The 24,580-nt window shown below is 69.1% G+C and carries 21 protein-coding genes and 2 tRNA genes; 13 read left to right on the forward strand and 10 right to left on the reverse strand.

The annotated features are described in order from the left end of the window. Window positions 1-41 precede the first annotated feature (41 nt). The 5 genes from clpX to ABZ319_RS12695 form a co-directional block, all read right to left on the reverse strand. Window positions 42-1,322, reverse strand: coding sequence for an ATP-dependent Clp protease ATP-binding subunit ClpX (clpX, locus tag ABZ319_RS12675; RefSeq protein WP_354986514.1), 1,281 nt, complete (start codon window positions 1,320-1,322; stop codon window positions 42-44). A gap of 343 nt (window positions 1,323-1,665) precedes the next feature. Next, window positions 1,666-2,331, reverse strand: coding sequence for an ATP-dependent Clp protease proteolytic subunit (locus tag ABZ319_RS12680; protein WP_354986515.1), 666 nt, complete (start codon window positions 2,329-2,331; stop codon window positions 1,666-1,668). Window positions 2,332-2,364: 33 nt separating this feature from the next. Continuing rightward, on the reverse strand, window positions 2,365-2,949 hold the full coding sequence (locus ABZ319_RS12685) for an ATP-dependent Clp protease proteolytic subunit (RefSeq protein ID WP_354986516.1): 585 nt from the start codon (window positions 2,947-2,949) through the stop codon (window positions 2,365-2,367). A gap of 292 nt (window positions 2,950-3,241) precedes the next feature. After that, window positions 3,242-4,645: a trigger factor gene (gene tig / locus ABZ319_RS12690; protein WP_354986517.1), complete on the reverse strand. Its 1,404-nt coding sequence runs from the start codon at window positions 4,643-4,645 to the stop codon at window positions 3,242-3,244. Between the two features lie 161 nt (window positions 4,646-4,806). Continuing rightward, window positions 4,807-5,376, reverse strand: coding sequence for an FKBP-type peptidyl-prolyl cis-trans isomerase (locus ABZ319_RS12695; RefSeq protein WP_354986518.1), 570 nt, complete (start codon window positions 5,374-5,376; stop codon window positions 4,807-4,809). A gap of 251 nt (window positions 5,377-5,627) precedes the next feature. Here ABZ319_RS12695 and ABZ319_RS12700 point away from each other — a divergent pair, with 251 nt between their 5' ends. Beyond that, window positions 5,628-7,271 carry a 3' terminal RNA ribose 2'-O-methyltransferase Hen1 gene (locus ABZ319_RS12700; protein ID WP_354986519.1) on the forward strand — a complete coding sequence of 548 codons (1,644 nt, stop codon included), beginning with the start codon at window positions 5,628-5,630 and terminating at the stop codon, window positions 7,269-7,271. Next, complete coding sequence (locus ABZ319_RS12705) at window positions 7,271-9,847, forward strand: polynucleotide kinase-phosphatase (protein WP_354986520.1); 2,577 nt, start codon at window positions 7,271-7,273, stop codon at window positions 9,845-9,847. Before ABZ319_RS12700 ends, ABZ319_RS12705 begins: the two co-directional genes overlap by 1 nt. A 70-nt stretch (window positions 9,848-9,917) precedes the next feature. Here the strand turns inward: ABZ319_RS12705 and ABZ319_RS12710 are convergent, their stop codons facing one another. Continuing rightward, window positions 9,918-10,397: an NUDIX domain-containing protein gene (locus ABZ319_RS12710; protein ID WP_354986521.1), complete on the reverse strand. Its 480-nt coding sequence runs from the start codon at window positions 10,395-10,397 to the stop codon at window positions 9,918-9,920. 214 nt (window positions 10,398-10,611) lie between these two features. Between ABZ319_RS12710 and ABZ319_RS12715 the strand changes: the two genes are divergently transcribed. Then, on the forward strand, window positions 10,612-11,427 hold the full coding sequence (locus ABZ319_RS12715) for a hypothetical protein (protein WP_354986522.1): 816 nt from the start codon (window positions 10,612-10,614) through the stop codon (window positions 11,425-11,427). Window positions 11,428-11,472: 45 nt separating this feature from the next. On the opposite strand, the gene ABZ319_RS12720 is transcribed toward ABZ319_RS12715, so the two are convergent. Beyond that, window positions 11,473-12,693 (reverse strand): GAF domain-containing protein, encoded by a 1,221-nt coding sequence (locus ABZ319_RS12720; RefSeq protein WP_354986523.1) that lies wholly within the window; start codon window positions 12,691-12,693, stop codon window positions 11,473-11,475. Between the two features lie 107 nt (window positions 12,694-12,800). Between ABZ319_RS12720 and pflB the strand changes: the two genes are divergently transcribed. The 3 genes from pflB (at window position 12,801) to ABZ319_RS12735 (ending at window position 16,589) form a co-directional block, all read left to right on the forward strand. After that, window positions 12,801-15,053 carry a formate C-acetyltransferase gene (gene pflB / locus ABZ319_RS12725; protein WP_354986524.1) on the forward strand — a complete coding sequence of 751 codons (2,253 nt, stop codon included), beginning with the start codon at window positions 12,801-12,803 and terminating at the stop codon, window positions 15,051-15,053. Next, window positions 15,053-15,799 (forward strand): pyruvate formate-lyase-activating protein, encoded by a 747-nt coding sequence (pflA, locus tag ABZ319_RS12730; protein ID WP_354986525.1) that lies wholly within the window; start codon window positions 15,053-15,055, stop codon window positions 15,797-15,799. The genes pflB and pflA overlap by 1 nt, the downstream gene beginning before the upstream one ends. Window positions 15,800-15,920: 121 nt before the next feature. Continuing rightward, on the forward strand, window positions 15,921-16,589 hold the full coding sequence (locus tag ABZ319_RS12735; protein ID WP_354986526.1) for a response regulator transcription factor: 669 nt from the start codon (window positions 15,921-15,923) through the stop codon (window positions 16,587-16,589). Between the two features lie 173 nt (window positions 16,590-16,762). Here ABZ319_RS12735 and ABZ319_RS12740 read toward each other — a convergent pair. Next, window positions 16,763-16,839: transfer RNA gene (locus ABZ319_RS12740), tRNA-Pro, on the reverse strand. A 47-nt stretch (window positions 16,840-16,886) separates the two neighbouring features. Continuing rightward, window positions 16,887-16,957, reverse strand: a tRNA-Gly gene (locus tag ABZ319_RS12745). 399 nt (window positions 16,958-17,356) lie between these two features. Between ABZ319_RS12745 and ABZ319_RS12750 the strand changes: the two genes are divergently transcribed. The 4 genes from ABZ319_RS12750 (at window position 17,357) to ABZ319_RS12765 (ending at window position 22,101) form a co-directional block, all read left to right on the forward strand. Further along, complete coding sequence (locus tag ABZ319_RS12750; RefSeq protein ID WP_354986527.1) at window positions 17,357-18,355, forward strand: GGDEF domain-containing protein; 999 nt, start codon at window positions 17,357-17,359, stop codon at window positions 18,353-18,355. A 95-nt stretch (window positions 18,356-18,450) separates the two neighbouring features. Beyond that, window positions 18,451-19,251 (forward strand): DUF1542 domain-containing protein, encoded by an 801-nt coding sequence (locus tag ABZ319_RS12755; RefSeq protein ID WP_354986599.1) that lies wholly within the window; start codon window positions 18,451-18,453, stop codon window positions 19,249-19,251. A 273-nt stretch (window positions 19,252-19,524) separates the two neighbouring features. Next, window positions 19,525-20,772, forward strand: coding sequence for a phosphatase PAP2 family protein (locus ABZ319_RS12760; protein WP_354986600.1), 1,248 nt, complete (start codon window positions 19,525-19,527; stop codon window positions 20,770-20,772). Between the two features lie 60 nt (window positions 20,773-20,832). Then, window positions 20,833-22,101, forward strand: a complete 1,269-nt coding sequence (locus ABZ319_RS12765) for a glycosyltransferase 87 family protein (RefSeq protein WP_354986528.1) — start codon at window positions 20,833-20,835, stop codon at window positions 22,099-22,101. Between the two features lie 6 nt (window positions 22,102-22,107). On the opposite strand, the gene ABZ319_RS12770 is transcribed toward ABZ319_RS12765, so the two are convergent. Further along, window positions 22,108-22,539 (reverse strand): MarR family transcriptional regulator, encoded by a 432-nt coding sequence (locus ABZ319_RS12770; RefSeq protein WP_354986529.1) that lies wholly within the window; start codon window positions 22,537-22,539, stop codon window positions 22,108-22,110. A 98-nt stretch (window positions 22,540-22,637) separates the two neighbouring features. Here ABZ319_RS12770 and ABZ319_RS12775 point away from each other — a divergent pair, with 98 nt between their 5' ends. The 3 genes from ABZ319_RS12775 (at window position 22,638) to ABZ319_RS12785 (ending at window position 24,513) form a co-directional block, all read left to right on the forward strand. After that, window positions 22,638-23,012, forward strand: a complete 375-nt coding sequence (locus ABZ319_RS12775) for a cupin domain-containing protein (protein WP_354986530.1) — start codon at window positions 22,638-22,640, stop codon at window positions 23,010-23,012. A gap of 38 nt (window positions 23,013-23,050) precedes the next feature. Next, window positions 23,051-23,425: a cupin domain-containing protein gene (locus ABZ319_RS12780; RefSeq protein WP_354986531.1), complete on the forward strand. Its 375-nt coding sequence runs from the start codon at window positions 23,051-23,053 to the stop codon at window positions 23,423-23,425. A 95-nt stretch (window positions 23,426-23,520) separates the two neighbouring features. Continuing rightward, window positions 23,521-24,513, forward strand: coding sequence for a zinc-binding dehydrogenase (locus ABZ319_RS12785; protein WP_354986532.1), 993 nt, complete (start codon window positions 23,521-23,523; stop codon window positions 24,511-24,513). Window positions 24,514-24,580 lie beyond the last annotated feature (67 nt).

The following is a 24,580-nucleotide window of genomic DNA, read 5'->3' on the forward strand; positions in this document are numbered from 1 at the left end:
CCCCGCGAGGCATTCTCGCGGGGCCGCCGTGGTGAAGTACCTTACGCCGACTTCTCGCGGCGTTCCGGGGACTGACGCTTGCGCGGCACGATGGTCGGCAGCACGTTGTCGTTCACGGTGTCGGCGTTGACGACGACCTTGGCGACATCGTCGCGGCTGGGGATGTCGTACATGACCGGGAGGAGGACCTCCTCCATGATGGCGCGCAGGCCACGAGCGCCGGTGCCGCGCAGAATGGCCTGGTCCGCAACGGCTTCGAGCGCGTCCTGGGTGAACTCCAGGTCCACGCCGTCCATTTCGAACAGGCGTACATACTGCTTGACGAGCGCGTTCTTGGGCTCGGCCAGAATGCGAACCAGGGACTCCTTGTCCAGGTTCGTGACCGAGGCGACGACCGGGAGACGGCCGATGAACTCGGGGATCAGGCCGAACTTGATCAGATCCTCGGGCATGACATCGGCGAAGTGATCGGCGGTGTCGATCTCGGCCTTCGAGCGCACCTCCGCGCCGAAACCGATGCCGCGCTTGCCGACCCGGTCCTGCACGATGCGCTCCAGGCCCGCGAACGCACCCGCCACGATGAACAGCACGTTCGTGGTGTCGATCTGGATGAATTCCTGATGCGGGTGCTTACGGCCGCCCTGCGGCGGCACCGAGGCCTGGGTGCCCTCGAGGATCTTGAGCAGCGCCTGCTGCACGCCCTCGCCCGACACGTCGCGGGTGATGGACGGGTTCTCCGACTTACGGGCGATCTTGTCGACCTCGTCGATGTAGATGATGCCCGTCTCGGCGCGCTTGACGTCGTAATCGGCGGCCTGGATCAGCTTGAGCAGAATGTTCTCGACATCCTCGCCGACATAACCGGCCTCGGTCAGCGCGGTGGCGTCGGCGATGGCGAACGGGACGTTCAGCATCTTGGCCAGCGTCTGCGCCAGATATGTCTTGCCACAACCCGTGGGGCCGAGCATGAGAATGTTCGATTTGGCCAACTCGACCGATTCACCTCGGGAGTCGCGACCCTTGTCGCCGGCCTGAATTCGCTTGTAGTGGTTGTAGACAGCGACCGCCAGCGTGCGCTTGGCCGAGTCCTGTCCGATCACGTACTGCTCGAGGAAGTCGCGGATTTCCGCGGGCTTCGGCAGTTCGTCGAGTTTGACCTCGCTGGATTCAGCGAGCTCCTCTTCGATGATTTCGTTGCACAGATCGATGCACTCGTCGCAGATGTACACCCCTGGTCCCGCAATGAGCTTCTTGACCTGCTTCTGGCTCTTTCCGCAGAACGAGCACTTGAGCAGATCGCCGCCATCACCGATGCGCGCCATCGTTTGGGTCCCTACTTCCTTGTCCGCGTGCAACCGTCTGTCTCGGTTGCCGGCGAAGTGCCACCTATAAAGCGTATGCCGTTTCCGCTAGGAATGCGGATACAGCGGTTCGGCTGAGTCCGACGAAAGCGAGCCGAACAAAGGCGGAGCCGACAACCACGAGCCAAGGTCCCTAGAGTGACCGTACCCGCTGCGGGCGACCGAGGTCGACAACTTCGGCACGTTTCTCGCCGAACATGTGCCTCGACTCACCGTCCCCCGCCGTATCGGGAGGACTTCCCCGCCGAGCCGACACGAAACCGACCGGGTGGCGGGGATCATGGAACCCCGCCACCCCCGCGCCTCACTTCTGGGCGCTGAGCTTGCGGTACTGGAAAACCGTGTCCACGATCCCGTAGTCCTTCGCCTCGTCGGCGGTCAGGATCTTGTCGCGATCGGTGTCCTTGCGGATGGTCTCCGCGTCCCGGCCGGTGTGGCGGGACAGGGTGGTTTCCATGAGCCGGCGCATGCGCTCGATCTCGGCGGCCTGGATCTCCAGATCCGAGACCTGACCCTGAATGCCGCCGCTGGAGGGCTGGTGGATCAGGATGCGGGCGTTGGGCAACGCGGCGCGCTTGCCGGGGGCGCCGGCCGCGAGCAGCACGGCGGCCGCGGAGGCGGCCTGGCCCAGGCAGACGGTGACGACATCGGCACGCACGTACTGCATGGTGTCGTAGATGGCCATCAGCGCGGTGAACGAGCCACCGGGCGAATTGATGTACATGGTGATGTCACGGTCCGGATCCTGGGACTCGAGCACCAGCAGCTGCGCCATGATGTCGTTGGCGGAGATATCGTCCACCTGGTTGCCCAGGAAGATGATGCGCTCCTCGAACAGCTTGTTGTACGGGTCGGAGGTCTTGACGCCGTAGGTGGTCTGCTCGGTGAACTGGGGCAGGATGTAGCGCGACTGCGGCAGCGAACCGGCAGCGGCGAAAGTGATTCCCGCGGCACGCGGATCGATCGACATATGCGTCTCCAAAGTCTGTGGGGTGGTCGGTGACTAGCTGACGCCGTCGGCCTGGCGCGCGTGCGTGATCACCTGGTCGATGAAGCCGTACTCGAGCGCCTCCGTCGGGGTGAACCAGCGGTCGCGGTCGGCGTCCTCGGTGACCTGCTCCACGGACTTGCCGGTGTGCAGCGCCTGCAGCTGATTCAGTTCGCGCTTGGTGTAGGCGAACTGCTCGGCCTGGATGGCGATGTCCGACGCCGAGCCACCGATACCGGCGGACGGCTGATGCATCATGATCCGCGAGTGCGGCAGCGCGAAACGCTTGCCCTTGGCGCCGGCGGCGAGCAGGAACTGGCCCATGGACGCGGCCAAACCCATTCCGACCGTGCGGATGTCGCAGGGCGCGAACTGCATGGTGTCGTAGATGGCCATACCCGCGGTCACCGAACCACCGGGCGAGTTGATGTAGAGCGAGATATCGCGCTCCGCGTCCTCGGCCGACAGCAGCAGGATCTGGGCGCACAGCTTGTTGGCGATGTCGTCGTCGACCTGGCTGCCCAGGAAGATGATGCGCGAGCTCAGCAGCCGCTCGTACACCGAATCACTGAGGTTCAGACCAGCAGTCGCGGATGCCATCTGCACCCCTGCCCGATTAGTTGTCACGGATACCTGCCCTCTCTCACCGGCTCGGTCCCACCAAGCCCTACTGATCACTTAGGAAGTTCCAGCGCTGACACAAACCCTAACGAAGCAGGGCGGTACCGAACTCCCGGTACCGCCCTGCTTCGCTCACAGCGCAAAACTACGTGGGCGCTGACACGGCCGCACTCGCGGGGGGTTCTCGGGAACCGAGCCCCCGGATACCCGGCCCTCCGGAGCCGGGGAATTCACCCCGTCTCCCGCACGAACCGGCCGTTGAATGTAGTTGTTACTTGGCCTCGGCCTCGACGGCCTCGGTGGCGTCGGCGACCTCGGCGAGCTCCTCGGCGGAGATCTCCTCGGCTTCCTCGGCCGGGCTGCCGAACATCTCGGCGGTGTCGACGCTCGCGCCGGTGGTGTCGGTGACGACCGCGGAGGTCACCACACCGGCCAGGGCCTTGCCGCGGCGCACGTCGGCGAAGACCGCGCCGAGCTGACCGGCCTGCTGGATCTGCTGGATGAACTGGTCCGGGCTCATGCCGTAGCGCTGGGCCTGGAAGATGATCCGCTCGTACAGCTCGTCCTGGCCGACCTGGGTGTTCTCGGCCTCGGCGACGGCGTCCAGCAGGAGCTGGGTCTTGACCGACTTCTCGGCCGACTCCTTGGTGTCCTTGTCGAACTCCTCGCGCGAGGAACCCTGGGCCTCGAGGGCCTCGGCCAGCTTGGCCTCGTCGTGGTCGAAGCCGTGGACGGCGTCGTGCACGACGGCGTCGATCTCGGCCTGGACGACCTTCTCCGGCAGCGGGATCTCGGTGGCCTCGAGCAGCGCCTCGAGCACCTTGTCGCGGATCTCGCCGGCCTGGGTGACCTTCTTGACGCGCTCGACGCGGCCCTTGAGGTCTTCCTTCAGCTCGTCGATGGTGTCGAATTCGCTTGCCAGCTGGGCGAACTCGTCATCGGCCTCGGGCAGCTCGCGCTCCTTGACCGACTGCACGGTCACGGTGATGACGGCTTCCTTACCGGCGTGCTCGCCGGCGACCAGCTTGGAGGTGAAGTCCTTGGACTCGGTCGCCTTGAGGCCGATCAGGGTCTCGTCGAGGCCCTCGATGAGCTGGCCCGAACCGACCTCGTGCGACAGACCGGTGGTGGAGGCCTCTTCGACCTCGACGCCGTCGACGGTGGCGGTCAGATCGATGGAGACGAAGTCACCGTCGGCGATCTCGCGCTCGACGGCGGTCAGGGTGCCGAAGCGCTGACGCAGCGAGGTGAGCTGCTCCTCGATGTCCTCGTCCTTGATCTCGATCGGATCGACGGTGACGGCGATCGCGGAGAAGTCGGGGAGGGTGATCTCCGGGCGGACGTCGACCTCGGCGGTGAAGGCGAGCTCCTGGCCGTCTTCGATCTTGGTGATCTCGATCTCCGGCTGGCCGATGACCTTGGCCTCGGTGGCGATCACGGCATCGCTGTAGCGCTTGGGCAGCACGTCGTTGACGACCTGCTCGAGCACGGCGCCACGGCCGACGCGCGCTTCGATGAGCTTGGCCGGAGCCTTGCCCGGACGGAAACCGGGGATCTTGATCTGACCGGCCAGGGCCTTGTAGGCCTTGTCGAAGTCGGGCTTCAGCTCCTCGAAGGGCACCTCGACGTTAATCCGGACCCGGGTCGGGCTCAGCTGCTCGACGGTGCTCTTCACGGACATGCTCCTTGTTCGTAGTTCAACATTTGACGTTAGGTCCCCCCGAACGCATCCCGACCAGGGTAGTTGACCGGTCCGGGGGGCGTGTAACCGGTCGTGGCAGACGGCACCGCGACGGCTGGTGATTCACCAGCCGCCCTGGTACAGCGGTCGAACGGTCAGGAACCGACCTTGACGGCGTCGGTCACGAAGACCAGGGTCTCGTTCGGCTTCATGCCGCGCCCGCCCGAGCCGTAGCCCAGGTCCGGCGGCACGATCAGCAGGCGACGAGCGCCCTGCTGGACGCCGACCAGGCCCTGGTCCCAGCCCTTGATGACTTCGCCCGCGCCGAGGTTGAGTGTGAATTCCTTGCCGCGATCGAAGGAGCTGTCCAGCTTCTTCTTGTCGGACCAGGTGATGAGGGTGTAGTTCATCGACAGCGGCTGACCCGCGACCGCGCCGGGGCCCGAGCCCGCGACCAGGTCCTTGACGATCAGCTGCTTGGGCGGATCGCAGTCGTCCGGGATGGTGATCTTGGGGGCTTCGCCGTAGCCGCCGTCGACCTTGATGTCGTCGGCGGTGCACTCGCGGCCCTTGCTCGCGGGCGTCGTGGTCGCCGCCGCGGAGCGCGCCGCGGTGGTCGTCGCGGACGAATCGGCCTTGCTGTCGTCATCGCCACCACAGCCCGCCACCAGCAGTACCGCGGCCGCGACCATTCCGATCGCACCGACCTTGCCCACCACGCGCATTCCCGCTCCTGCTCGTCGAGTTCCGGACCGCCGCAAGGCTTACGGCATCGCGCCGAAACCTACACGGCGCGAGCGGCCCCCGGCGCGCCGAGGTGGTTAGGGCCCGGCGCGCCGTGTTCGGCCGGGGTTCGCCGTGGCGGTGACCAGCGCTCGTTCCATCCCGCCCGAGGACCACCGGGCACGCCGCCCCGCCCGCGCGGGCCGTGGAAAAGTGATTGCCGCGCTCGCGGACGGTGCGGGAGCATCGCGGGGTGCTGTTGACCATTACCTGTACGCGACCTGACGGCGCCGCCTGGGCGGCCGACGAACTGGGCTTCCTGCTGCACAAGAACCCCGCGCGCGTACAAACCTTCGAGCAGTCGTACGGGGTGGCGCATGTGCTCTACCCCGAGGCGACCGCCGAACGCTGCACCGCCGCGCTGCTGCTGGAGATCGATCCGGTGCGGCTGGTGCGCGGAAAGACGAGGGGCACGCCGGAATTCAGTCTCGCGCAGTACGTGAACGACCGCCCGTACGCGGCCTCGTCGCTGCTGGCCGTCGCCATCGCCCAGGTTTTCGGCTCGGCCATGCACGGGCGCTGCGCCCAGCGCCCGGAGCTGGCCGAGACCGCGCTGCCGCTGCGCGTGGAGCTGCCGGCGGTGCCCTGCAAGGGCGGCACGGAGTGGGCCGAACGCGTCTTCGCGCCCCTGGGCTGGACGGTGACGGCCACCGCGCTGCCCCTGGATCCGGCGTTCCCGGACTGGGGCGACTCGCACTACGTGCGACTGGAACTGACCGGCGTGCTGCGCCTTTCGGACGCCCTGTCCCACCTCTACGTCCTGCTCCCGGCCCTGGACGGGGCCAAGCACTACTACCTGGACGCCGCCGAGATCGACAAGCTGCTGCGCTTCGGCGCGGGCTGGCTCGAATCCCACCCCGACCGCGAATGGATCACCCGCCGCTACCTGACCCGCCGCCACACCCTGGTCCGCACCGCGCTGGCGCGGCTGGCGGAGCTGGACGACGCGGAACCGGAGGAGTTCGACGCGGTCGACACGAGCATGGATGAGACGGAAACCGCTGTCCCCGAGGTCATCTCGAAGCAGGAACAGGACGCGCAAGCCGAATCACGGCCTACGCCCGGCACGAGCACGACGGGGACTAGCGCAGCCACCGGGGCCGGCGAGCCGTCGGGCGACGTCGCCGACGGTGCCGGTGTGACCGCGGGCGGCGAGTCCGAGCGCTCGGGGCGGGGGCCTTCGCTGGGGGTGCAGCGGCGGGCGGCGGTGCTGGGTGCGCTGCGGGCGGCGGGGGCCGGGCGGGTGCTGGACCTCGGGTGTGGCGAAGGGGCGCTGCTGTTGGAGCTGGCAGCGGCCAGGGAGTTCGGTGAGATTGTGGGAGTTGACGTTTCGGTGCGGGCTTTGAAGATCGCGGAGCGGCGGCTGCGGCGGCTTCCGGAGTTCCAGGCACGGCGGGTGAGCGTGCGGCAGGGGGCGCTGACCTATACCGACGCCTCGCTGCGGGGGTACGACGCCGCGGTGCTGATGGAGGTCATCGAGCATGTCGACGAACCGCGGCTGGGCGCGCTCGAGCAGGCCGTGTTCGGGGCGGCCGCGCCGGGCGCGGTCGTGGTGACCACCCCCAACGGGGAGTACAACGAGCTGTACGAGACGCTGGCCGCGGGCGCTTTCCGGCACTCCGACCACAGATTCGAGTGGAGCCGGGCGGAATTCGCGGCGTGGGCCGGGCGGGTGTGCGAAAACTACCGCTACACGGTGCGTTTCGAGCCGGTCGGCCCGGTCGACGCGGAACGCGGCGCGCCCACCCAGCTCGCCCTGTTCACCAAATCCGACGCCACGGCGGGCACGACACCCGCCGCCGGGGCCGGCGATGCCGACGAGAAAGGAGCCGCGTAATGGCTGAACTCACTATCCCGGAGCTGTCGCTCGTGGTCCTGGTCGGCAGCACCGGATCCGGGAAATCCACCTTCGCGCGCAAGCACTTCCCGGCCACGGCGATCATCTCCTCCGACTACTGCCGCGGCCTGGTCAGCGACGACGAGAACGATCAGTCGGCCACCGACGACGCCTTCGCGCTGCTGCACCACATCGCGGGTGTGCGCCTGCGGCGCGGGCTGCGCACGGTCATCGACGCCACCAACGTGCAGCCCAAAGCCCGCCAGGCGCTGATCGACCTGGCCCGGGCGCACGACGTGCTGCCGGTGGCGATCGTGCTGGACGTGCCGGACGCGGAGTGCCTGGCCCGCAACACCGCCCGCGCCGAACGGGCGCACCTGCCCGCGCACGTGGTGAACCGCCAGCAGCGGGAGTTGCGGCGCAGCCTGAAGTTCCTGGAGCGCGAGGGCTTTCGCCGGGTGCACGTGCTGCGCGGGGTCGAGGCGATCGACGCCGCCACCTTCACCTTCGAGCGCCTCTGGAACGACAAGCGGGAACTGACCGGGCCGTTCGACATCGTCGGCGACATCCACGGGTGCCGGTCCGAATTGGAAACGCTGCTGGGCGAACTCGGCTACGAGATCACCCGGGACGCCGCCGAGCGGGCAGTCGACGCGCGACACCCGCTGGGGCGCACGGCGGTCTTCGTCGGCGATCTGGTGGATCGCGGCCCGGACACCCCGGGCGTGCTGCGCCTGGTGACGGGCATGGTGCGCGCGGGGAACGCGCTGTGCGTCACCGGCAATCACGAGTTCAAGCTGGTGCGCGCGCTGGACGGCCGCAAGGTCAAGGTAGCGCACGGCCTCGCCGAATCGCTGGGTCAGCTCGAGGCCGAGGACGCGGACTTCCGCAAGGACGTGCAGGAGTGGATGCGCGCCCTGGTCAGTCACTACGTGCTGGACGAGGGCAACCTCGTCGTCGCGCACGCCGGTCTCAAGGAGCAGTTCCAGGGCCGCGCGTCGGGGCGCGTCCGCGAGTTCGCCATGTACGGCGAATCCACCGGGGAGACAGATGATTACGGGCTGCCGGTGCGCTACCCGTGGGCCAACGACTATCGCGGCAAGGCGATGGTCGTGTACGGGCACACCCCGGTGGCGGATCTGGTGTGGGTGAACAACACCCTCTGCCTGGACACCGGCGTGGTGTTCGGTGGCCGGTTGAGCGCGCTGCGGTACCCGGAGCGCGAGACGGTTTCGGTTGCCGCCGAACAGGTCTGGTACGAGCCGACGCGGCCGCTGCTGCCGACCTTCGCCACCGCCGAGGGCGCGGTGCACCGCGATCCCGGCGTGCTCGATCTCGACGATGTGCTGGGCAGGCGCGTGGTGGAGACCAAGCACCTGGGCCGGGTCGGCGTGCAGGAGGACGCGGCGAGCGCGGCGCTCGAGGTCATGAGCCGGTTCGCCGTCGATCCGCGCTGGCTCGTGTACCTGCCGCCGACGATGTCGCCCTGTGCCACATCCACGGTGGACGGCTACCTGGAGCACCCGGCGCAGGCGTTCGAGTACTACCGCTCCGAAGGTGTGCGGTCGGTCCTGTGCGAGGAGAAGCACATGGGTTCGCGCGCGGTCGTGGTGCTGGCCCGCTCGCCCGCCGCGGCCCGTGCGCGGTTCGGCGTCGAGGACGGCGGCACCGGCGCGGTGTACACCCGCACGGGACGGCCCTTCTTCGACGACGGCGAGCGCACCGAAGCGCTGCTGGCCCGGGTGCGCGCCGCCGCCGAGAAGTCCGGCCTGTTCGACGAACTCGGCTCCGACTGGCTCGTGCTGGACACGGAACTACTGCCGTGGTCGGCCAAGGCGATGGGACTGCTGCGCACCCAGTACGCGGCGGTCGGCGCGGCCGCCCGGGCGTCGCTCGCCGCGGCCGCCGGGGTGCTCGCGGCGGTGGCCGAACGCGGACAGGACGTCGGCGAACTCGCCGCGCGCACCCTGGCGCGCGAGTCGGACGCGGCGGCGTTCACCACCGCGTACGGCCGATACTGCTGGCCGGTCGACGGACTAGACGGGGTGCGGCTGGCGCCGTTCCAGATTCTGGCCGCACAGGGCGCGAACTACGCCGTGCGCGAGCATGATTGGCACCTGGCACGCATCGACGCGCTGATCGAGGCCGACCCCGGGCTGTTCACCACCACCCGGCGACTGCGGGTCGATCTCGACGATCCCGAGAGCGAGGCCGCGGCCACCGCGTGGTGGACCGAGATGACGGCGGCGGGCGGTGAGGGCATGGTGGTCAAACCGGCCGAATCGCTGGTCGCGGGCACCGGGTCGCGCAGCAGTCGGCCGGTGCAGCCGGGCGTGAAATGCCGTGGCCCGGAATACCTGCGCATCATCTACGGCCCGGAGTACCTGCGCCCGGAGAACCTCGGCCGGCTGCGCCAGCGCGGTCTGGGCGGCAAGCGCTCACTCGCGCTGCGCGAGTACGCGCTCGGCCTGGAGTCGCTGGACCGCTTCGTGGCCGGGGAGCCGCTGTGGCGGGTGCACGAGGCGGTGTTCGCGGTGCTCGCACTCGAGACCGCGCCCATCGACCCGCGTCTGTAGCGTCCTACCGGAAAACCTGTGGCCCGGGCCTTTACGGCCCGGGCCGAACGGCCGGTGGCAGCCGGCGTGGTCAGCGCGCGGCGATCAGGGTGGTCAGGCGTTCCAGGAAAGGACGCTGCCCCGCACCGAGTTTGGGCAGCGCCAGATCCGGGGTGAACCATTCGGCGCGGTCGATCTCCGGAAACTGCTGCACGCGCCCGGAACGAGGCGGCCATTCCATGTCGAAAAGCCCCGGAACCACCAGGGCGGGATCGAGATCGGCTTCCACGGCCCAGATGGCGACCTGCTTGCGCCCGCGCCCGCTGCCGTACTCGACCTCGCCCAGCGGCAGCCAATCCCCCTCGGGCACGGGCAGACCCAGTTCCTCGGTGAACTCGCGCCGCGCGGCGAGCTGAGCGCCCTCCTCGGCGGGGTCGTACTCCCCCTTGGGAATCGACCACGCCGAGGCGTCCTTGCGCGCCCACAGCGGCCCGCCCATATGCCCGATCAGCACTTCCACCGCGGGCGCTCGGCGGAAGAGCAGGACCCCCGCGCTGTACCTGAGACTCATTCCGGCAGTCTGCCGCGTGCGCGCCACTCGCGCACATCGGGGTCGGGCACAGTGGGCAATATTCCAGCAAATGGAATTTCCCGGTCAAAATTCGCAATTCACGCGATCTTGATCCAGTCGGTCATCACTCCGATGAAACCCCCTCCTGCGCTGGGATTTCCCATTAGGCTTCCGGATTTGTTCGGCCCTTACCTGATGACGGATTGGATACCGCATGGAATTCCGCAGCGTCACCGCGGCCGCCGCCCTGACCATCGGCGCATTGACCTCGGCAACCGGCGTGGCACACGCCGAGCCCGCCGACTCCGCGAGCATCGCCTACTCGGCCAAGCTCGTGGACAAGTCGGTCGTCACCACGCTAGAGAGCGGCATGTTCGAACTCTCCAAGGCCCGCAGCGCCGATCTGGCCGCCGGGATCACCACCCGCCTCGTCGAGCGCGACGGCGCGCTGTTCGCCGCCGACGGCGCCGCGGTCGCCCCCGCCGACGCGGTGACCGTGGTCGACGTGAAGGACTCGCGGGGCGGCATTCTGCTGACCCTGCCGCTGGATTTCCGCGTGGGCGGCGTCGCCATCCCGGTCACACCGCTGCTGGAGCAGCACAACACCGTGCTCACGCTCACCGCCGCCAAGCCCGCCGGGCTCGAACTCGCCGGCCCGCTGACCGTGAAACCCGTTGCCTCGCAGCTGGAGAACGACCGCGCGCTGAACGCGTTCATCACCCAGTTCGGCCTGGCCACCACCATCGGCGGGTTCATCGGCACCGCGATCGGCGCCACCATCGGCTGCATCGCCACCCTGGTCGCGGGCTGCATTCCGGGCCTGACCACCGGCGCGGCGGCGGGTGGCATCATCGGCACGCTCGCGGTGGGCGGCCCGACCCTGATCGCCGCGGGCATCGACCTGCTCGCCACGATGAACGCGCCGAGCGACACCACCAAGTGGTCGGACCGCCGGCAGATCCCCGCGGCCGACCCGCAGCCCGCGGCCCAGCCCGCCGCCCAGCCCGGCGTTTCCACGCAGCCGAACTAGCCGGGGGCACAGAGAGTCCGCCCCGAGCACCGGGGCGGCACACCCTCAGCCGGGCAACGGTACGTGCCACAGGACGGTCGCGCCCCGGCCGTCCATCCCGGGCGACAGGTCGAGTTCTCCGCCGAGCGCCCGCGCGCGCTCGGCCATATTCCGCAATCCCCCGCGATGCGCGGTGTCTCCGAGTCCATTGTCGCCGAGGCCGATGCCATTGTCGGCGACCGAAATTCGCAAATGGCCCAATTCAACCGAAACGGCGATATCAACGCGCGTCGCGTGCGCGTGCCGGACGGTATTGGACAGCGCCTCGCGCAATACCGCCAGCGCCTGCCCGGCGATATCCCCGGGCACCCCGTCGATCGGCCCCGTCTGCTCCAGCGCGGGGGTGAAACCCAGGTGCGCTGCCGCCGAGGCTGCCAATTCCGCTATCTCCCCGCGCAATCCCGCGACACCGGGCGCCGGTGACCGGATCGAGAAGATGGTCGCCCGGATGTCCTGGATCGTCTCGTCCAGCGCCGCCACCACGCGCTCGAGTCGCTCCGTGACCTCCGGTGCGGGTTCGAGCCGGAGTGCGCCCTGCGCGGTGAGCCCCGCCGCGTAGATGCGCTGGATGACCGAATCGTGCAGATCCCTGGCGATCCGGTCCCGATCGCTCATCACCGCGATGGTGATCGAATCCTCGTGCCTGCGCACCGCGTCCCGCTGGACCTGTTCGTACATGCGCACATTCGCGATCTTCACCGCCGCGATCACCGCGAGCGCCTCGATGATCCGCTCGTCCTCGGCGGTGAACGCGCCCGGGCGGGCACTGGCGAGATACAGGTCGCCCAGCACCCGGCCCCGGTAGCGCACCGGCACGCCGAGGAATCCCCGCATCACCGGATGCCCGGGCGGCCAGCCCTCGAACGCCGGGTGCACGGCGACATCGTCCAGCCGCACCGGGCGCTCGCCGGCCAGCACCACCCCCAGCACCCCGCGCCCCCGGGGCCAGCCCGGCATGGCGGCCACGGTCGCCGCGTCCATTCCGACCTGAATGAACTCCGCCAGCGCGCGGTCGCCGGGGTCGCTCTCGGGGTCCAGCAGACCCAGGGCACCGAAGTCGGCGTTCACCAATCGGGTGGCCGCCGCTACCAATTGGCGGAGCACCACGGCCACATCCAGGTCCGAGACCACTGCGTACACGGCTTCGACCAGATCGTGCAGGCGCTCGCGCGGTGCGGACAAACCGCGCAATTCATCCGGAACCCCACCCCACGGATCGGTCGGCATAACGAGAGGTTACTCACTGGCTACCTCGGGACATTTGTCTCTGTGCGGGAGTGTCGGACCGCAGCAGGCTGGAGACAGCACCGGACCGACCCGCGAAGGAGCCCGCAATGACCATGATCGAAAACGTGACCCGTCTCGGCGCCTGGGACGAGTTCCGGGGCGCCCGGTGGCGCAACGAGATCGACGTGCGGGACTTCATCCAGCAGAACTACGCACCCTACGAAGGCGCGGACGGCTTCCTGTGCGGCCCGACCGACCGCACGCTGCGGCTGTGGGAAAAGCTCGGCGCCCTGTTTCCCGCCGAACGCGAGCGCGGCATCCTCGACGTCGACCAGCACACCCCCTCGACAATCACCGCGCACGCGCCCGGCTACATCGACGCCGGGGCCGAACTCATCGTCGGCCTGCAGACCGACGCGCCGCTCAAGCGCGCCATCATGCCCAACGGCGGCTACCGCATGGTGCGGTCGAGCCTGCGCGCCTACGGCGTCGAGGAGGATCCGCGGGTCGCGGAGATCTTCACGACGTACCGCAAGACACACAACGACGGCGTTTTCGACGCCTACACCGCCGACATCCGGGCCGCCCGCGGCGCGGGCATCATCACCGGCCTGCCGGACGCCTACGGGCGCGGGCGCATCATCGGCGACTACCGCCGGGTCGCGCTCTACGGCGTGGATCGGCTGATCGCCGCCAAGCGCGCCGATCACGCAGCCCTGGACGCCCGCTGGGCCGACGACGAAACCATCAGGCTGCGTGAGGAAGTCAGCGAGCAGATCCGCGCGCTGGACGAGCTGAAGCGCATGGCGGCCGCCTACGGCTTCGACATCTCGCGGCCCGCCGCCACCGGCCGCGAGGCCATCCAGTGGCTGTACTTCGCCTACTTGGCCGCGGTGAAAGAGCAGAACGGCGCGGCGATGTCGCTGGGCCGCGTCGCCAACTTCCTCGACGTCTACCTCGAGCGCGACCTGGTCGCCGGGCTGATCACCGAGGAGTACGCCCAGGAGTTGATCGACGACTTCGTGATCAAGCTGCGCATCGTGCGTTTCCTGCGCACCCCCGAGTACGACGAGCTGTTCTCCGGCGACCCCACCTGGGTCACCGAATCGATCGGCGGACTCGGCGTGGACGGGCGACCGCTGGTGACGCGCACCAGCTTCCGGCTGCTGCAGACCCTCTACAACCTCGGCCCGGCCCCCGAACCCAATCTGACCGTGCTGTGGTCGCCGCGACTACCCGAGGGCTTCAAGCGTTTCTGCGCACGGGTCTCCATCGACACCAGTTCGATCCAGTACGAATCCGACGAGCTGCTGCGCCAGGTCTCGGGCGACGACACGGCCATCGCCTGCTGCGTCTCGGCGACCGAGGTCGGCAAGCAGATGCAATTCTTCGGCGCGCGAGTCAATCTCGCCAAGACGCTGCTGTACGCCATCAACGGCGGGCGCGACGAGCGCACCGGCACGGTGGTCGCACGCGGTTTCACACCGATCACCTCGGACGTACTCGACTACCACGAGGTCGATCTGGCGCTGGACGGGCTCATGGACTGGCTGGCCGGGACCTATGTGCACGCGCTCAACGTCATTCACTACATGCACGACAAATACGCCTACGAACGCATCGAGATGGCGCTGCACGACACCGACGTGCGCCGCACCATGGCCTGCGGCATCGCCGGGCTGGCGGTGGCCGCGGACGCGCTCTCGGCCATCCGGTTCGCGAAAGTCCATGTGCTGCGCGACGACACCGGGCTGGCGGTGGACTACCGCATCGAGGGTGAGTTCCCCGCGTACGGCAACAACGACGATCGGGTCGACGCCATGGCCGCCGAACTCGTACAGCGGTTCATGGCCAAGATTCGCGCCTACCCGGCCTATCGCGGTGCCGAGCACACCCAATCGGTGCTCACCATCACCTCGAATGTGGTGTACGGCAAGAAGACCGGCAACACGCCCGACGGCCGGCGGGCGGGCGAGCCGTTCTCCCCGGGCGCGAACCCGATGAACGGCCGGGATCGGCACGGCATCGTGGCCTCGGCCATGTCCGTGGCCAAGCTGCCGTACGAGCACGCACGGGACGGCATTTCGCTCACCACCACCGTCACCCCGCAGGGCCTGGGCCGCACGGCCACCGAACGGGTCGGCAATCTCGTCGGCATCCTGGACGGGTACATCGCCACCCGGGGCTTCCACATGAACGTGAACGTCCTGGACAAAGACACCCTCACCGATGCCATGGAGCATCCGGAGAAGTACCCGCAGTTGACGATTCGCGTCTCGGGCTATGCCGTGAACTTCGTGCGCCTGACCCGCGAACAGCAACTCGACGTCATCAATCGCACCTTCCACGCGAGTCTGTGATGACCGCCGCCCTCGCACCGGTCACCGGTTCGGTGCACTCCTGGGACATCTCCACGGGCGTGGACGGGCCGGGCACGCGGTTCGTCGCCTTCCTCAGCGGGTGCCCGCTGCGCTGCCTGTACTGCCAGAACCCCGATACCTGGGCGCGGGGCAACGGAATTCGGTGCGACGCGGACGACATGCTGGGCGAGGCCGCCAAATACGTGCCGTTCATCACCGCGAGCGGTGGCGGCGCGACCGTCAGCGGCGGAGAGCCGTTGCAGCAACCCGGGTTCGCGAGCGCGCTGCTGCGCGGTTTCCGGGAGCTCGGCCTGCACACGGCCCTGGACACCTCCGGGTTCCTCGGGCGCGCGGCCTCGGACGAACTGCTGGACGCCACAGATCTGGTGCTGCTGGACATCAAGGCCGGGCAGCCCGAGACCTATCGCCGGCTCACCGGCCGTGATCTGGACCCGACACTGCGCTTCGCCGAGCGCCTCGCCGCCCGGGGCACACCGGTGTGGGTGCGCTACGTCCTGGTGCCGGGCATCACCGACGCACCGGCGGAAGTCGAGACCGTCGCGCGTTTCGCGGCCGGGCTGGGCGTCGTGGACCGCGTCGACGTCCTGCCCTTCCACACCCTGGGCAGCGCCAAATGGGCGGAGCTGGGCCGCAGGTTCGTACTCGCCGACACCCCGGCGCCCACGGCGGCGCAGGTCGAACGGGCGCGCATGACCTTTCGCGAACAGGGCCTGATCGCGTATTAGAGACCGCACCGGGCCAACAACGTCCCGGTGCCGGAAAGGAACGCGGCGGGTGGCTGATGCGGATCGCCGCTCGCCGCGTCCGATCCCCGGCTAGAGCCCGGTGACCTGCGAGGATGACCGGGTGGACAGCTCAGGAAAGATCCGCGTCTTCCTGCTCGACGATCACGAGATCGTGCGGCGCGGGCTCCAGGATCTGCTCGAGGCCGAGGGCGACATCGCAGTCGCCGGGGAAGCCGGCGGCGCGGCCGAGGCGCTGCGCCGGATTCCCGCCGTGCGCCCCGACGTCGCGGTGCTGGACGTGCGCCTGGAGGACGGCGACGGCATCAGCGTCTGCCGCGACCTGCTCTCGGAGCTGCCGGACCTGAACGTGCTGATGCTGACCTCGTTCTCCGATGACGAGGCCCTGCTGGGCGCGGTGCTGGCCGGCGCCAAAGGCTATGTCCTCAAACAGCTTCGCGGACCGCAATTGGTCGACGCGATTCGCCGCGTGGCCGCCGGGGAAACCCTCATCGATCCGGACGTCGCGGCCGAACTCACCGCCCGCCCGGCCACTCCCGGCCCGCTGGCGACCGCCGACCTCACCGACCGCGAACGCCAGATCCTGGCCCTGATCGGTCAGGGGCTGAGCAACAAGCAGATAGCCGCCCAGGTGTTCCTCTCGGAGAAGACGATTCGCAACTACGTCTCGGCCCTGCTGGGCAAACTGGGCCTGGCCCGCCGCTCCCAAGCCGCGATCCTGGCCGAGCACCTGCGCCACGAACACGGCGACGATTGGGCCCACGACTCGTGATCACCCCGACGCGCCGGGCGCGACATGCCGAGCAGTCTGTCGAGATCCCTTGCACCAGCCGTGATCTCGAGCACACCGCAGGCCGGGAAAAACCCGCGAATCGCCCCCACCGAACGAATCCCCCGGGCGGGACACAACAGACTTCTGAAACCTGTTCCCAGAAGAGTGAAAGATGGTCGGGGTGACAGGATTTGAACCTGCGACCCTCCGCTCCCAAAGCGGATGCGCTACCAAGCTGCGCTACACCCCGTAACCCGTCCGGCCTCGTCGGCGGGACATCCCCGCGGACGGGAGAAGAGCGGGTGACGGGAATCGAACCCGCGCTATCAGCTTGGAAGGCTGAAGTTCTACCATTGAACTACACCCGCGTGCACACCCACCGGAACCGGTGCGGCTTGCGAGAGCACTGTACCGAACCTCACTCCGCATATGCCAATCGGGCCGCGTTCACCCAGGTCGCCCCCGCTCACGGACGGGCTGCGGCGAGTCGCGTCAGCGCGCCGAAAAAGTGTGTAACACCGGAGGCCCCCGAGCGATAACGCATCCGATCGCCATTCGCGAGGCAGCGGGAACCCGTTCTGAAACAGGGTATTTCGATGCCGGGTGGCTTGCTAGGATCCTTTTTGTCCGGACGCGGGGGTGTATCTGGAAAGGGGGCGGTGAGCATGCACCGAACATGCCGACCGCAAGGTAGACAGTTCGATCTGAGAGGTGTCACCGGCACGGCCGCTGGCTCCGACCTTATGCACGACGCAGGGTGAGCGCGCATGCCCATCCGAATCGACACTCGAACCACCATCGTTGTCACGGCCACCATCCGCGAGTGGGTGCGGGCGGTCCACCCGAACGGTGCGGGCGGCGGTCCCGAACTACCACCCGAGGACATGCACCGCATCTTCGGCCGCGTCATCGATGACCTCCTGGAACTGGCCGGGTCCGAACCGTTTCCGGTGCCCGCCGCCCGTGCCATCGGCCATCGCCTCGCCGAGTCGCCGTTCGACCGGACCCGCATGCTCGCGCCGGCAAGTCGCGCCCTGCTCGGGCTCGCGCCCGGGGAGCCCGGATCGCTCATCGCCACGCGCTGGCCGTTCATCGCCAGCCAGGCCATCGACAGCTATGCCGAGGCGCTGCAGCAGCGCGCGCTCGCCCAGCAGGAACGGAGCCTGACCGAAGCGGTATCGGTGCGGGTACAGGAGATCGCCGCGCTGCAGACCCGGCTGCGGCACGACGCGACCCACGACGCGCTCACCGATCTGGCCAACCGCTCGCTGCTCAAGGAGCGGGTGCGCATGATGTCCACCGATCCCTCGCGCGGGGTCGGGCTGCTGCTGATCGATCTGGACGACTTCAAGCAGATCAACGACGGCTACGGGCATTCGGTGGGTGACGAGGTCCTGGTCGCCATCGCCCAGCGGCTGCGCGCGGCCTGTCCGCCCGAGACGGTCATCGCCCGGTACGGCGGCGACGAGTTCGTGGTCGCCCTGGCCGCGCGCCGCAACATACTGCCCGAACTGGCCGTCCGGGTGCTCGCGGCACTGTGCGAACCGGTGCTCACCGCGGCGGGCCCGGTGCCCGCCTCGGCCAGCGTCGGGTCGGCGTTCTGCCCGCCCGGGCGCGAGTGCGACTTCGCCGATCTGCTGCGCAGCGCGGATCGGGCCATGTACACCGCCAAGACGGCGGGCAAACGCCAGTTCGCCATGTCGGACCTCGACGAGGAGGTCGATTCAGAGAACCCGGGGGCACGTTTCGCGGCAGTGGCGGGCTGACCCCCGTCGATCGGCAATCGGCTTGAGCAACTTGTCAGTTATTGCTGCCGCGTAAGCTGATCATCGTGGCCACGGTTGTAGTACTACTCCTCGTCATGGTCGGCGTGCTGCTCGCGGTCCTGGTGGTCAATCGCGGGCAACGGTCCCGCGCGAGCACCAGGCTCGCCGACGCCGAGGCCGACGCCCGGCGGGTCATCGAACGCCTCGGCGGGCAGGTGTATCAGCTCACCGGATCGGACGCTCCCTCCCGGCAGGCCCTGGCCGACGCCGCCGAACGCTTCACCGCGGCGGGCTCGCAGATCGACCAGGCCGCCACGCCCGCCCAGGCCGGACTCGCGAAAGAGACCGCCCTGGAAGGGCTCTACTACGTCCGCGCCGCGCGCGCGGCCACGGGCATGGATCCCGGACCCGCCGTCCCCGAACTCGACGGGCAGCGCGCGGCGGGCCGGGTCAGCGAGGAGCGCGTCATCGATTACGACGGCCGCGAGATCGCGGCCTCGCCGGGTCCCTCGCCACAGACGCCGAACTACTACCCCGGCGGGCGCGTGGCGGGCCGCCCGGTCCCCGCGGGCTGGTACTCCGAACCCTGGTGGCGCACGGCCCTGGTCGCGGGCGCCTGGGGCGTCGGATCGGCGCTGCTGTTCAGTTCCCTGTTCTCCGGCATGTCCGGGGTCGGATACGACTCGGCCGCCTTCGAATCCGGCTACGGCGACGGGTATCAGGACGGCCTGGACGCGGGCGCGGGCGACGGCGGCTACGACCCCGGCACCGCCGACGCCGGGTATGACCCCGGTTACGGCGATCAGGGCGGCTATATCGACCCCGGCTCCGATGCCGGCGGCGGATTCGGGGATTTCGGGGGGTTCGACGGCGGCGGGTTCGACGGCGGGTTCTAGGCCCCGAAGCTCCGGGCACAGACCGCCGGCCGGGCGTTCTACCGCCTGTCTCCGCCGGCGGGGCGTCCCGGCCTCGCGCCACCGCCCCGGCACGTCCTTCGGGACACGCTGATCATCCGGCTCGAGTTTCCCGGGCGCTAACCGGAATTTGTGCCTCCGTTTCCCCTGTGTTAGGGATTGACGGTGCTGGTCGACCCTCAGGTGAACGCGGCCGGCGAGGTGTCGTCCGGCGAGAGAACGGATGCGCGGGTGATCCCGCTCGCCGCGCTGGGCGTGGCGGCGGTCCTGCTGGGCGGATCGCAATTCTGGGCCTCGACGCACGGGCACCTCGGTCCCCTGCTGAGCCTGGTCGCCGATTTCCTGGGCAATCCGCAGTCGGCGTTCGTGTCCTGGGCCGGCCTCGGGCTGGCGTGCGTGGGCGTGCCCGCCCGCCTGCGGGTCATCACCCTGGGCGCGGCCGTCCTCCTCGACGTGCTCACCCTCGGACTGCAACTGCTGTGCGGCTGGCACGTCTCGATCGGCACCGGGCCCACACTCGCCCTGACGGGTCTGGCGCTGACCGTCGCGCGCTGGCACGGTCCCCCGCGGCGAGCGGCCATGCGCGCCATCGCCTTCGGCGTGCTGCTGATCATGGCGTCCAAACTGGCCGACACCTGGCTGATGATCAGCATCGCCGCCGGCCCGGACGTCCTCGACCCGTATCTCCTGCTCGCCGATCACGCGCTGGGCGAACCGTCCTGGGTGGTCGGCGCGCTGCTCGAGGCCGGGGGCGCGATCCCGAAAGCCATCCTGCACGTCATCTACATCCAATTGCCCGTGGCGGCGATGGTGGTCGCGGTGTGGCAGCTGCGCGGGGTGACGACCGGCCCCTGGCCCCGGCACAATCTGCTGCGCACCTTCCTCGTGCTCGGCATGATCGGGCCGCTGATCTACGTGCTGTTCCCGGTCGTCGGCCCGGTGTTCGCCTACGGGCCCGAAGGCAACGGCCTGCAACTCGGCGACTGGCCGAACGTCCTGCCCACCTTGAGCTTCACACCCGCGGCGCTGCCCTTCGACACCGAGACCGCGCGCAACTGCATGCCGTCCATGCACACCGCCTGGGCGCTGGCGCTGTTCATCCATTCGCGCGTCGGACCGCGATGGCTGCGCTGGGCGGGCGGACTCTGGCTGGTGGGCACGCTGCTCGCGACGCTGGGTTTCGGCTATCACTACGGCGTCGATCTGGTGGCGGGCGCGGTGCTGTGCCTGACCGTGGAATCGGCGCTGCGTGATCCCGAGCGCGGGTGGAACCGGTACCGGGTCCGCGCGGTCGTGCTCGGAATCGCCGTATTCGCCGGGCTATTGCTGTCCTACCGATTCCTGGCGACCACCATGGCCGATCATCCCGTCCCGTCGGGACTGGTCGTCCTGGGCGTGCTGGGCGCGGTGGTGTTCACCTTCCACGCGACCTGGTTCGCCGCGCCGGAGAGTCGAGCGGCCCGGTGGGGCGGCCGCGCGGGACAACCGCTAGCCATCAATTAGCCACTTGCACAATGCAATCCGGACAACTTATGCGAAAGCCGAAAGGTTAGTGTCGGCCGAATGATCACGATGCGCACGGGGCGGGGAAGCTTGCCGCGCACACCGAAGTCCGATGAACACAGCTACATTCCGCGCATCCCGATCGTGCTCGGTATCGTGCTCTCGATCTCCATCGTCGCGCTGGTCTCGGCGCTGCACGGATTTCTGGACCTGCAGGTCTATCAGGTCGCCACCCGAGCCTGGCTGCACCACAGCGAACTGTACGGTCCCATCCTGCCGGTCGCCGGGCACACCAATCTGCCGTTCACCTATCCGCCGTCCGCGGCCGTGCTCATGATCCCGCTCGCGCTCATGCCGTTGTGGCTGGCCGAATTCGCGGTGACGGCGAGCTCCCTGGGCAGTCTCGGGGTGACGATCTGGCTGGTGCTCTCGCGCATCCGGCCCGATCTCGACGCCCGCGCCAAGGCCACGATCAGCACGGCGGCCGTGGTGGCGCTGCTGGCGGTGGAGCCGGTCCGCACCACGCTGTGGTTCGGGCAGATCAATCTGATCCTCATGGCGGCGGTCGCGCTGGACACCCTCAGCGTGAAGCCGCGCTGGCCGCGCGGGGTGCTCATCGGCATCGCCGCGGTGACCAAGCTGACCCCGGCGGCCTTCGTGCTGTTCTTCCTGATTCGTGGTGACTTCAAGGCCGCGGGCCGGGCGGCGCTCACCGCGGCGGCCGTCGTGGGAGCGGGATTCGTGGTGTTCCCCAAGGAATCCCGCGCGTACTGGTTCCACGCCGTGAGCGACACCAATCGCATCGGGTCGCCGCACTACGTCGGCAATCAGTCGATCAAGGGCACGATCTTCCGGCTCGGGCTGCCGCACACGATCTCCACGGCCGTGTGGCTCGGGTTGGCGGTGGTGGTGACCTGCCTCGGCGCGGCGCTGATCCATCACCTGTTCGGCCTGGAGCGCCTGGCCGCGAGCGCGCCGGTGACCGTCTACTCGGTCGTCGCGCTGTTCGTGAACGCGGCGGTGCTGCTGCTGATCTCACCGGTGTCCTGGACGCACCACTGGGTGTGGGTGGGCCCGGCGCTGGTGGCCGCCGGAGCGTGGGCGAGCACGCGGCCGGGCCGCGTGCCCATCGCCATGATCGCCGGGTTCGCGGCGCTGTTCCTGATCGGGCCCGGGCTGGTACCGAACGGGGACGATCGCGAGCTGAGATGGGCGTGGTGGCAGCACATTCCGGGGGACGGCTACATCCTGGCCGGGGCGGCGCTGCTCGCGGCGGGCATGTACCTGCTGCTGGCCCGGCGTTCGGCGGCGGTCACCAGCCCCGGATAGGCCCGTTCACAGCGGGCGGAATCCGGGCTGGTCCGTGCTCGCGATCTCGCCCAGCACCGCCCGAACCGTCGCGACCTGATCCGCGCCCATGCGCGCGATCAGGTCGTTCTCGTATGCGGTGTGGAAGGCGCGCACGGTCTCCAGCAGATCGACGCCCCGCGCGGACAGGTGCAGGAGTTTGGCGCGCTTGTCGCCCGGGTCCGGGCGGCGCTCGACGTAGCCGTATCGCACCATCTCGTCCACGACCTTGGCCGCGCCCTGCGCCGTGATGCCCAGCCGCTCCCCCAGTTGGCTTGCGGTGAGCGCTTTCTCGTCCAGCGCGCGCATCACGTAGCCGTACGATGCGCCCAGCATGCGATGCCCGCGCTCGGCCATGTGCGCGTGCAGGTCGGCCACGAAGCCCTGGTACGCCCGGCCGAGCAGAATGCCGAAATCCACCCTTGACTCCTCTCTCGCGAATATGTTCAACTCTAGTTGTTCAACTTTAGTTGAATACCTTGGTTGAACATCTTGCGTGAATGTTAGGAGACACCGCAATGCCGCTCATCAAGTCCACCGACGCACCCACGTTCACCGGCCCCGGCATGACCGCCGTCGGCCTCGCCGCCCCGAGCCGGGGTTCCACCGAGAACAGCGTCTGGCGCTTCACCCTGGCGGCGGGCAACCCGGGCCACGAGCACTCGGTCTCGCGCGAGGAGATCTTCATCGCCCTCGCCGGCCGCGCCGAGATCACCCTCGACGGCGAGACGCGCGAGCTGAACGCCGGTGACGCGCTGATCATCCCGGCGCACACGAACTTCCGGCTCGCCGTGCCCGGCGCGGAACCCTTCGAAGCCGTCGCGATCCTGCCCGTGGGCGCTTACGCGCAGGCGCCGGGCGGCGACCGTGTCGCCCCGCCCTGGGCCCAGTAGCCCCGAACACCGCTTCCCCAGACAACCGAGGAGACACCGTGCCACTCGTCACCGCCGACCAGGCTCCCCGCTTCGAGAACGACCACGCCACCTTCATCGGCCTGGCCGCCCCGAGCCGCGGCTCCACCGAGAACAGCGCCTGGCGGCTGTCCATCAAACCCGAGACCACCGCACCCGCACACTCCCTGGACCGCGAGGAGATCTTCATCGCCCTCTCCGGCTCCATGACGGTCACCATGAACGACGAAACCTTCACCGTCGCAGCCGGAGACGCCCTGATAGTCCCTGCCCACCAGCTGTTCGCGATGTCCAACCCGAACGGCGAGCCGTTCGAGGCCGTCGTCGTCCTCCCGGTCGGCGGACACGGCCTGATCCCCGGCCAGCCGCCGATCCTCGCTCCCTGGGCGCGCTGACGAGCCCGGCCGATTCCTTCGCGCCGTCACCGCGGTCTACCTGTGCGAGGGTGCGGCCCGGCGATGCGGCCGCACACGAGGGGAAAGGCACCGCTATGCGACTACCGATCACCATGCGTGCCCTGCAGCAGAATTCGTTCGACGGACCGCAGGACATGCGGCTCGTGCACGATGCTCCGGTACCGCGTCCGGGTGCGGCGGAGGTCTTGATCCGGGTGCGAGCGGCCGGGGTGAACTTCGCCGATGTCTCCCGGTCGTACGGCACGTTCGGCGGTGGCCCGCGACCGCCGTACACGGCGGGATTCGAAGCGGTCGGGGAAGTGATCGAACGGGGATCGGCGGTAACCGATCCCGGGCTCGGCGTTCTCGTCGCCGGGATCGGAAACGGCGCGTTCGCCGAGTACATGACACTGCCCGCCGCCACCGCCGTCCCCGTGCCGCCCGGCTGGACGCCCGAGCAGGCGCTGGGACTCGGGGTGAACTGGCCCGCCGCCCTGGCGGCGCTGCGCACCCTGGGCCGAGTCTCCGCCGGGGAGACCGTGCTGATTCACGCCGCGGCGGGAGCGACCGGACAGGCCGCGGTCACCCTGGCCCGGCACTACGGCGCGCGGGTGATCGCGGTCGCCGCCGCGAGCAAGCACGAGACCGTGCTGGCGCTGGGCGCCGAGCACGTGGTGGAGTCGGGCGATGCCGATCTCGTCGCGCGCGTGCGCGCACTGACCGGGGGCGCGGGCGCGGATCTGGTGCTCGAATGCGCCGGCGGCGACACCTTCGCGCGGAGCCTGGCAGCGGCGCGGCCCGTGACCGGGCGGGTGGTGGTGTACGGACTGGCGGGCGGAGAGGCCATCGTCTCCAACTGGGAGCTGGTGTACCGCAATCACATTCAGCTCATCGGCTGCAATGTCGGGGTGCTGGCGCGGTCCGCGCCGCGACTGTTCGGCGCGCTCAAGGCCGAGCTGTCCGAGCTCATCCGCGCCGAGGTCCTGACCCCGGTGCGCCCGGTCGCTTTCGACCTGGCCGATGGGCCGAAGGCACTGGCCGGCCTGGCTGCCCGGACTACCGTCGGCAAGCTCGCGCTGCTGCCGTGACGCCGCGCTGACCTGGGCTTCGATTCCTTTTCGCCGCCGCGGTGGTCACTACCGGAGACGGTCCACC

Origin of the sequence: Nocardia sp. NPDC005978 (genome assembly GCF_040614455.1) — a bacterium.
GTDB lineage: Bacteria > Actinomycetota > Actinomycetes > Mycobacteriales > Mycobacteriaceae > Nocardia.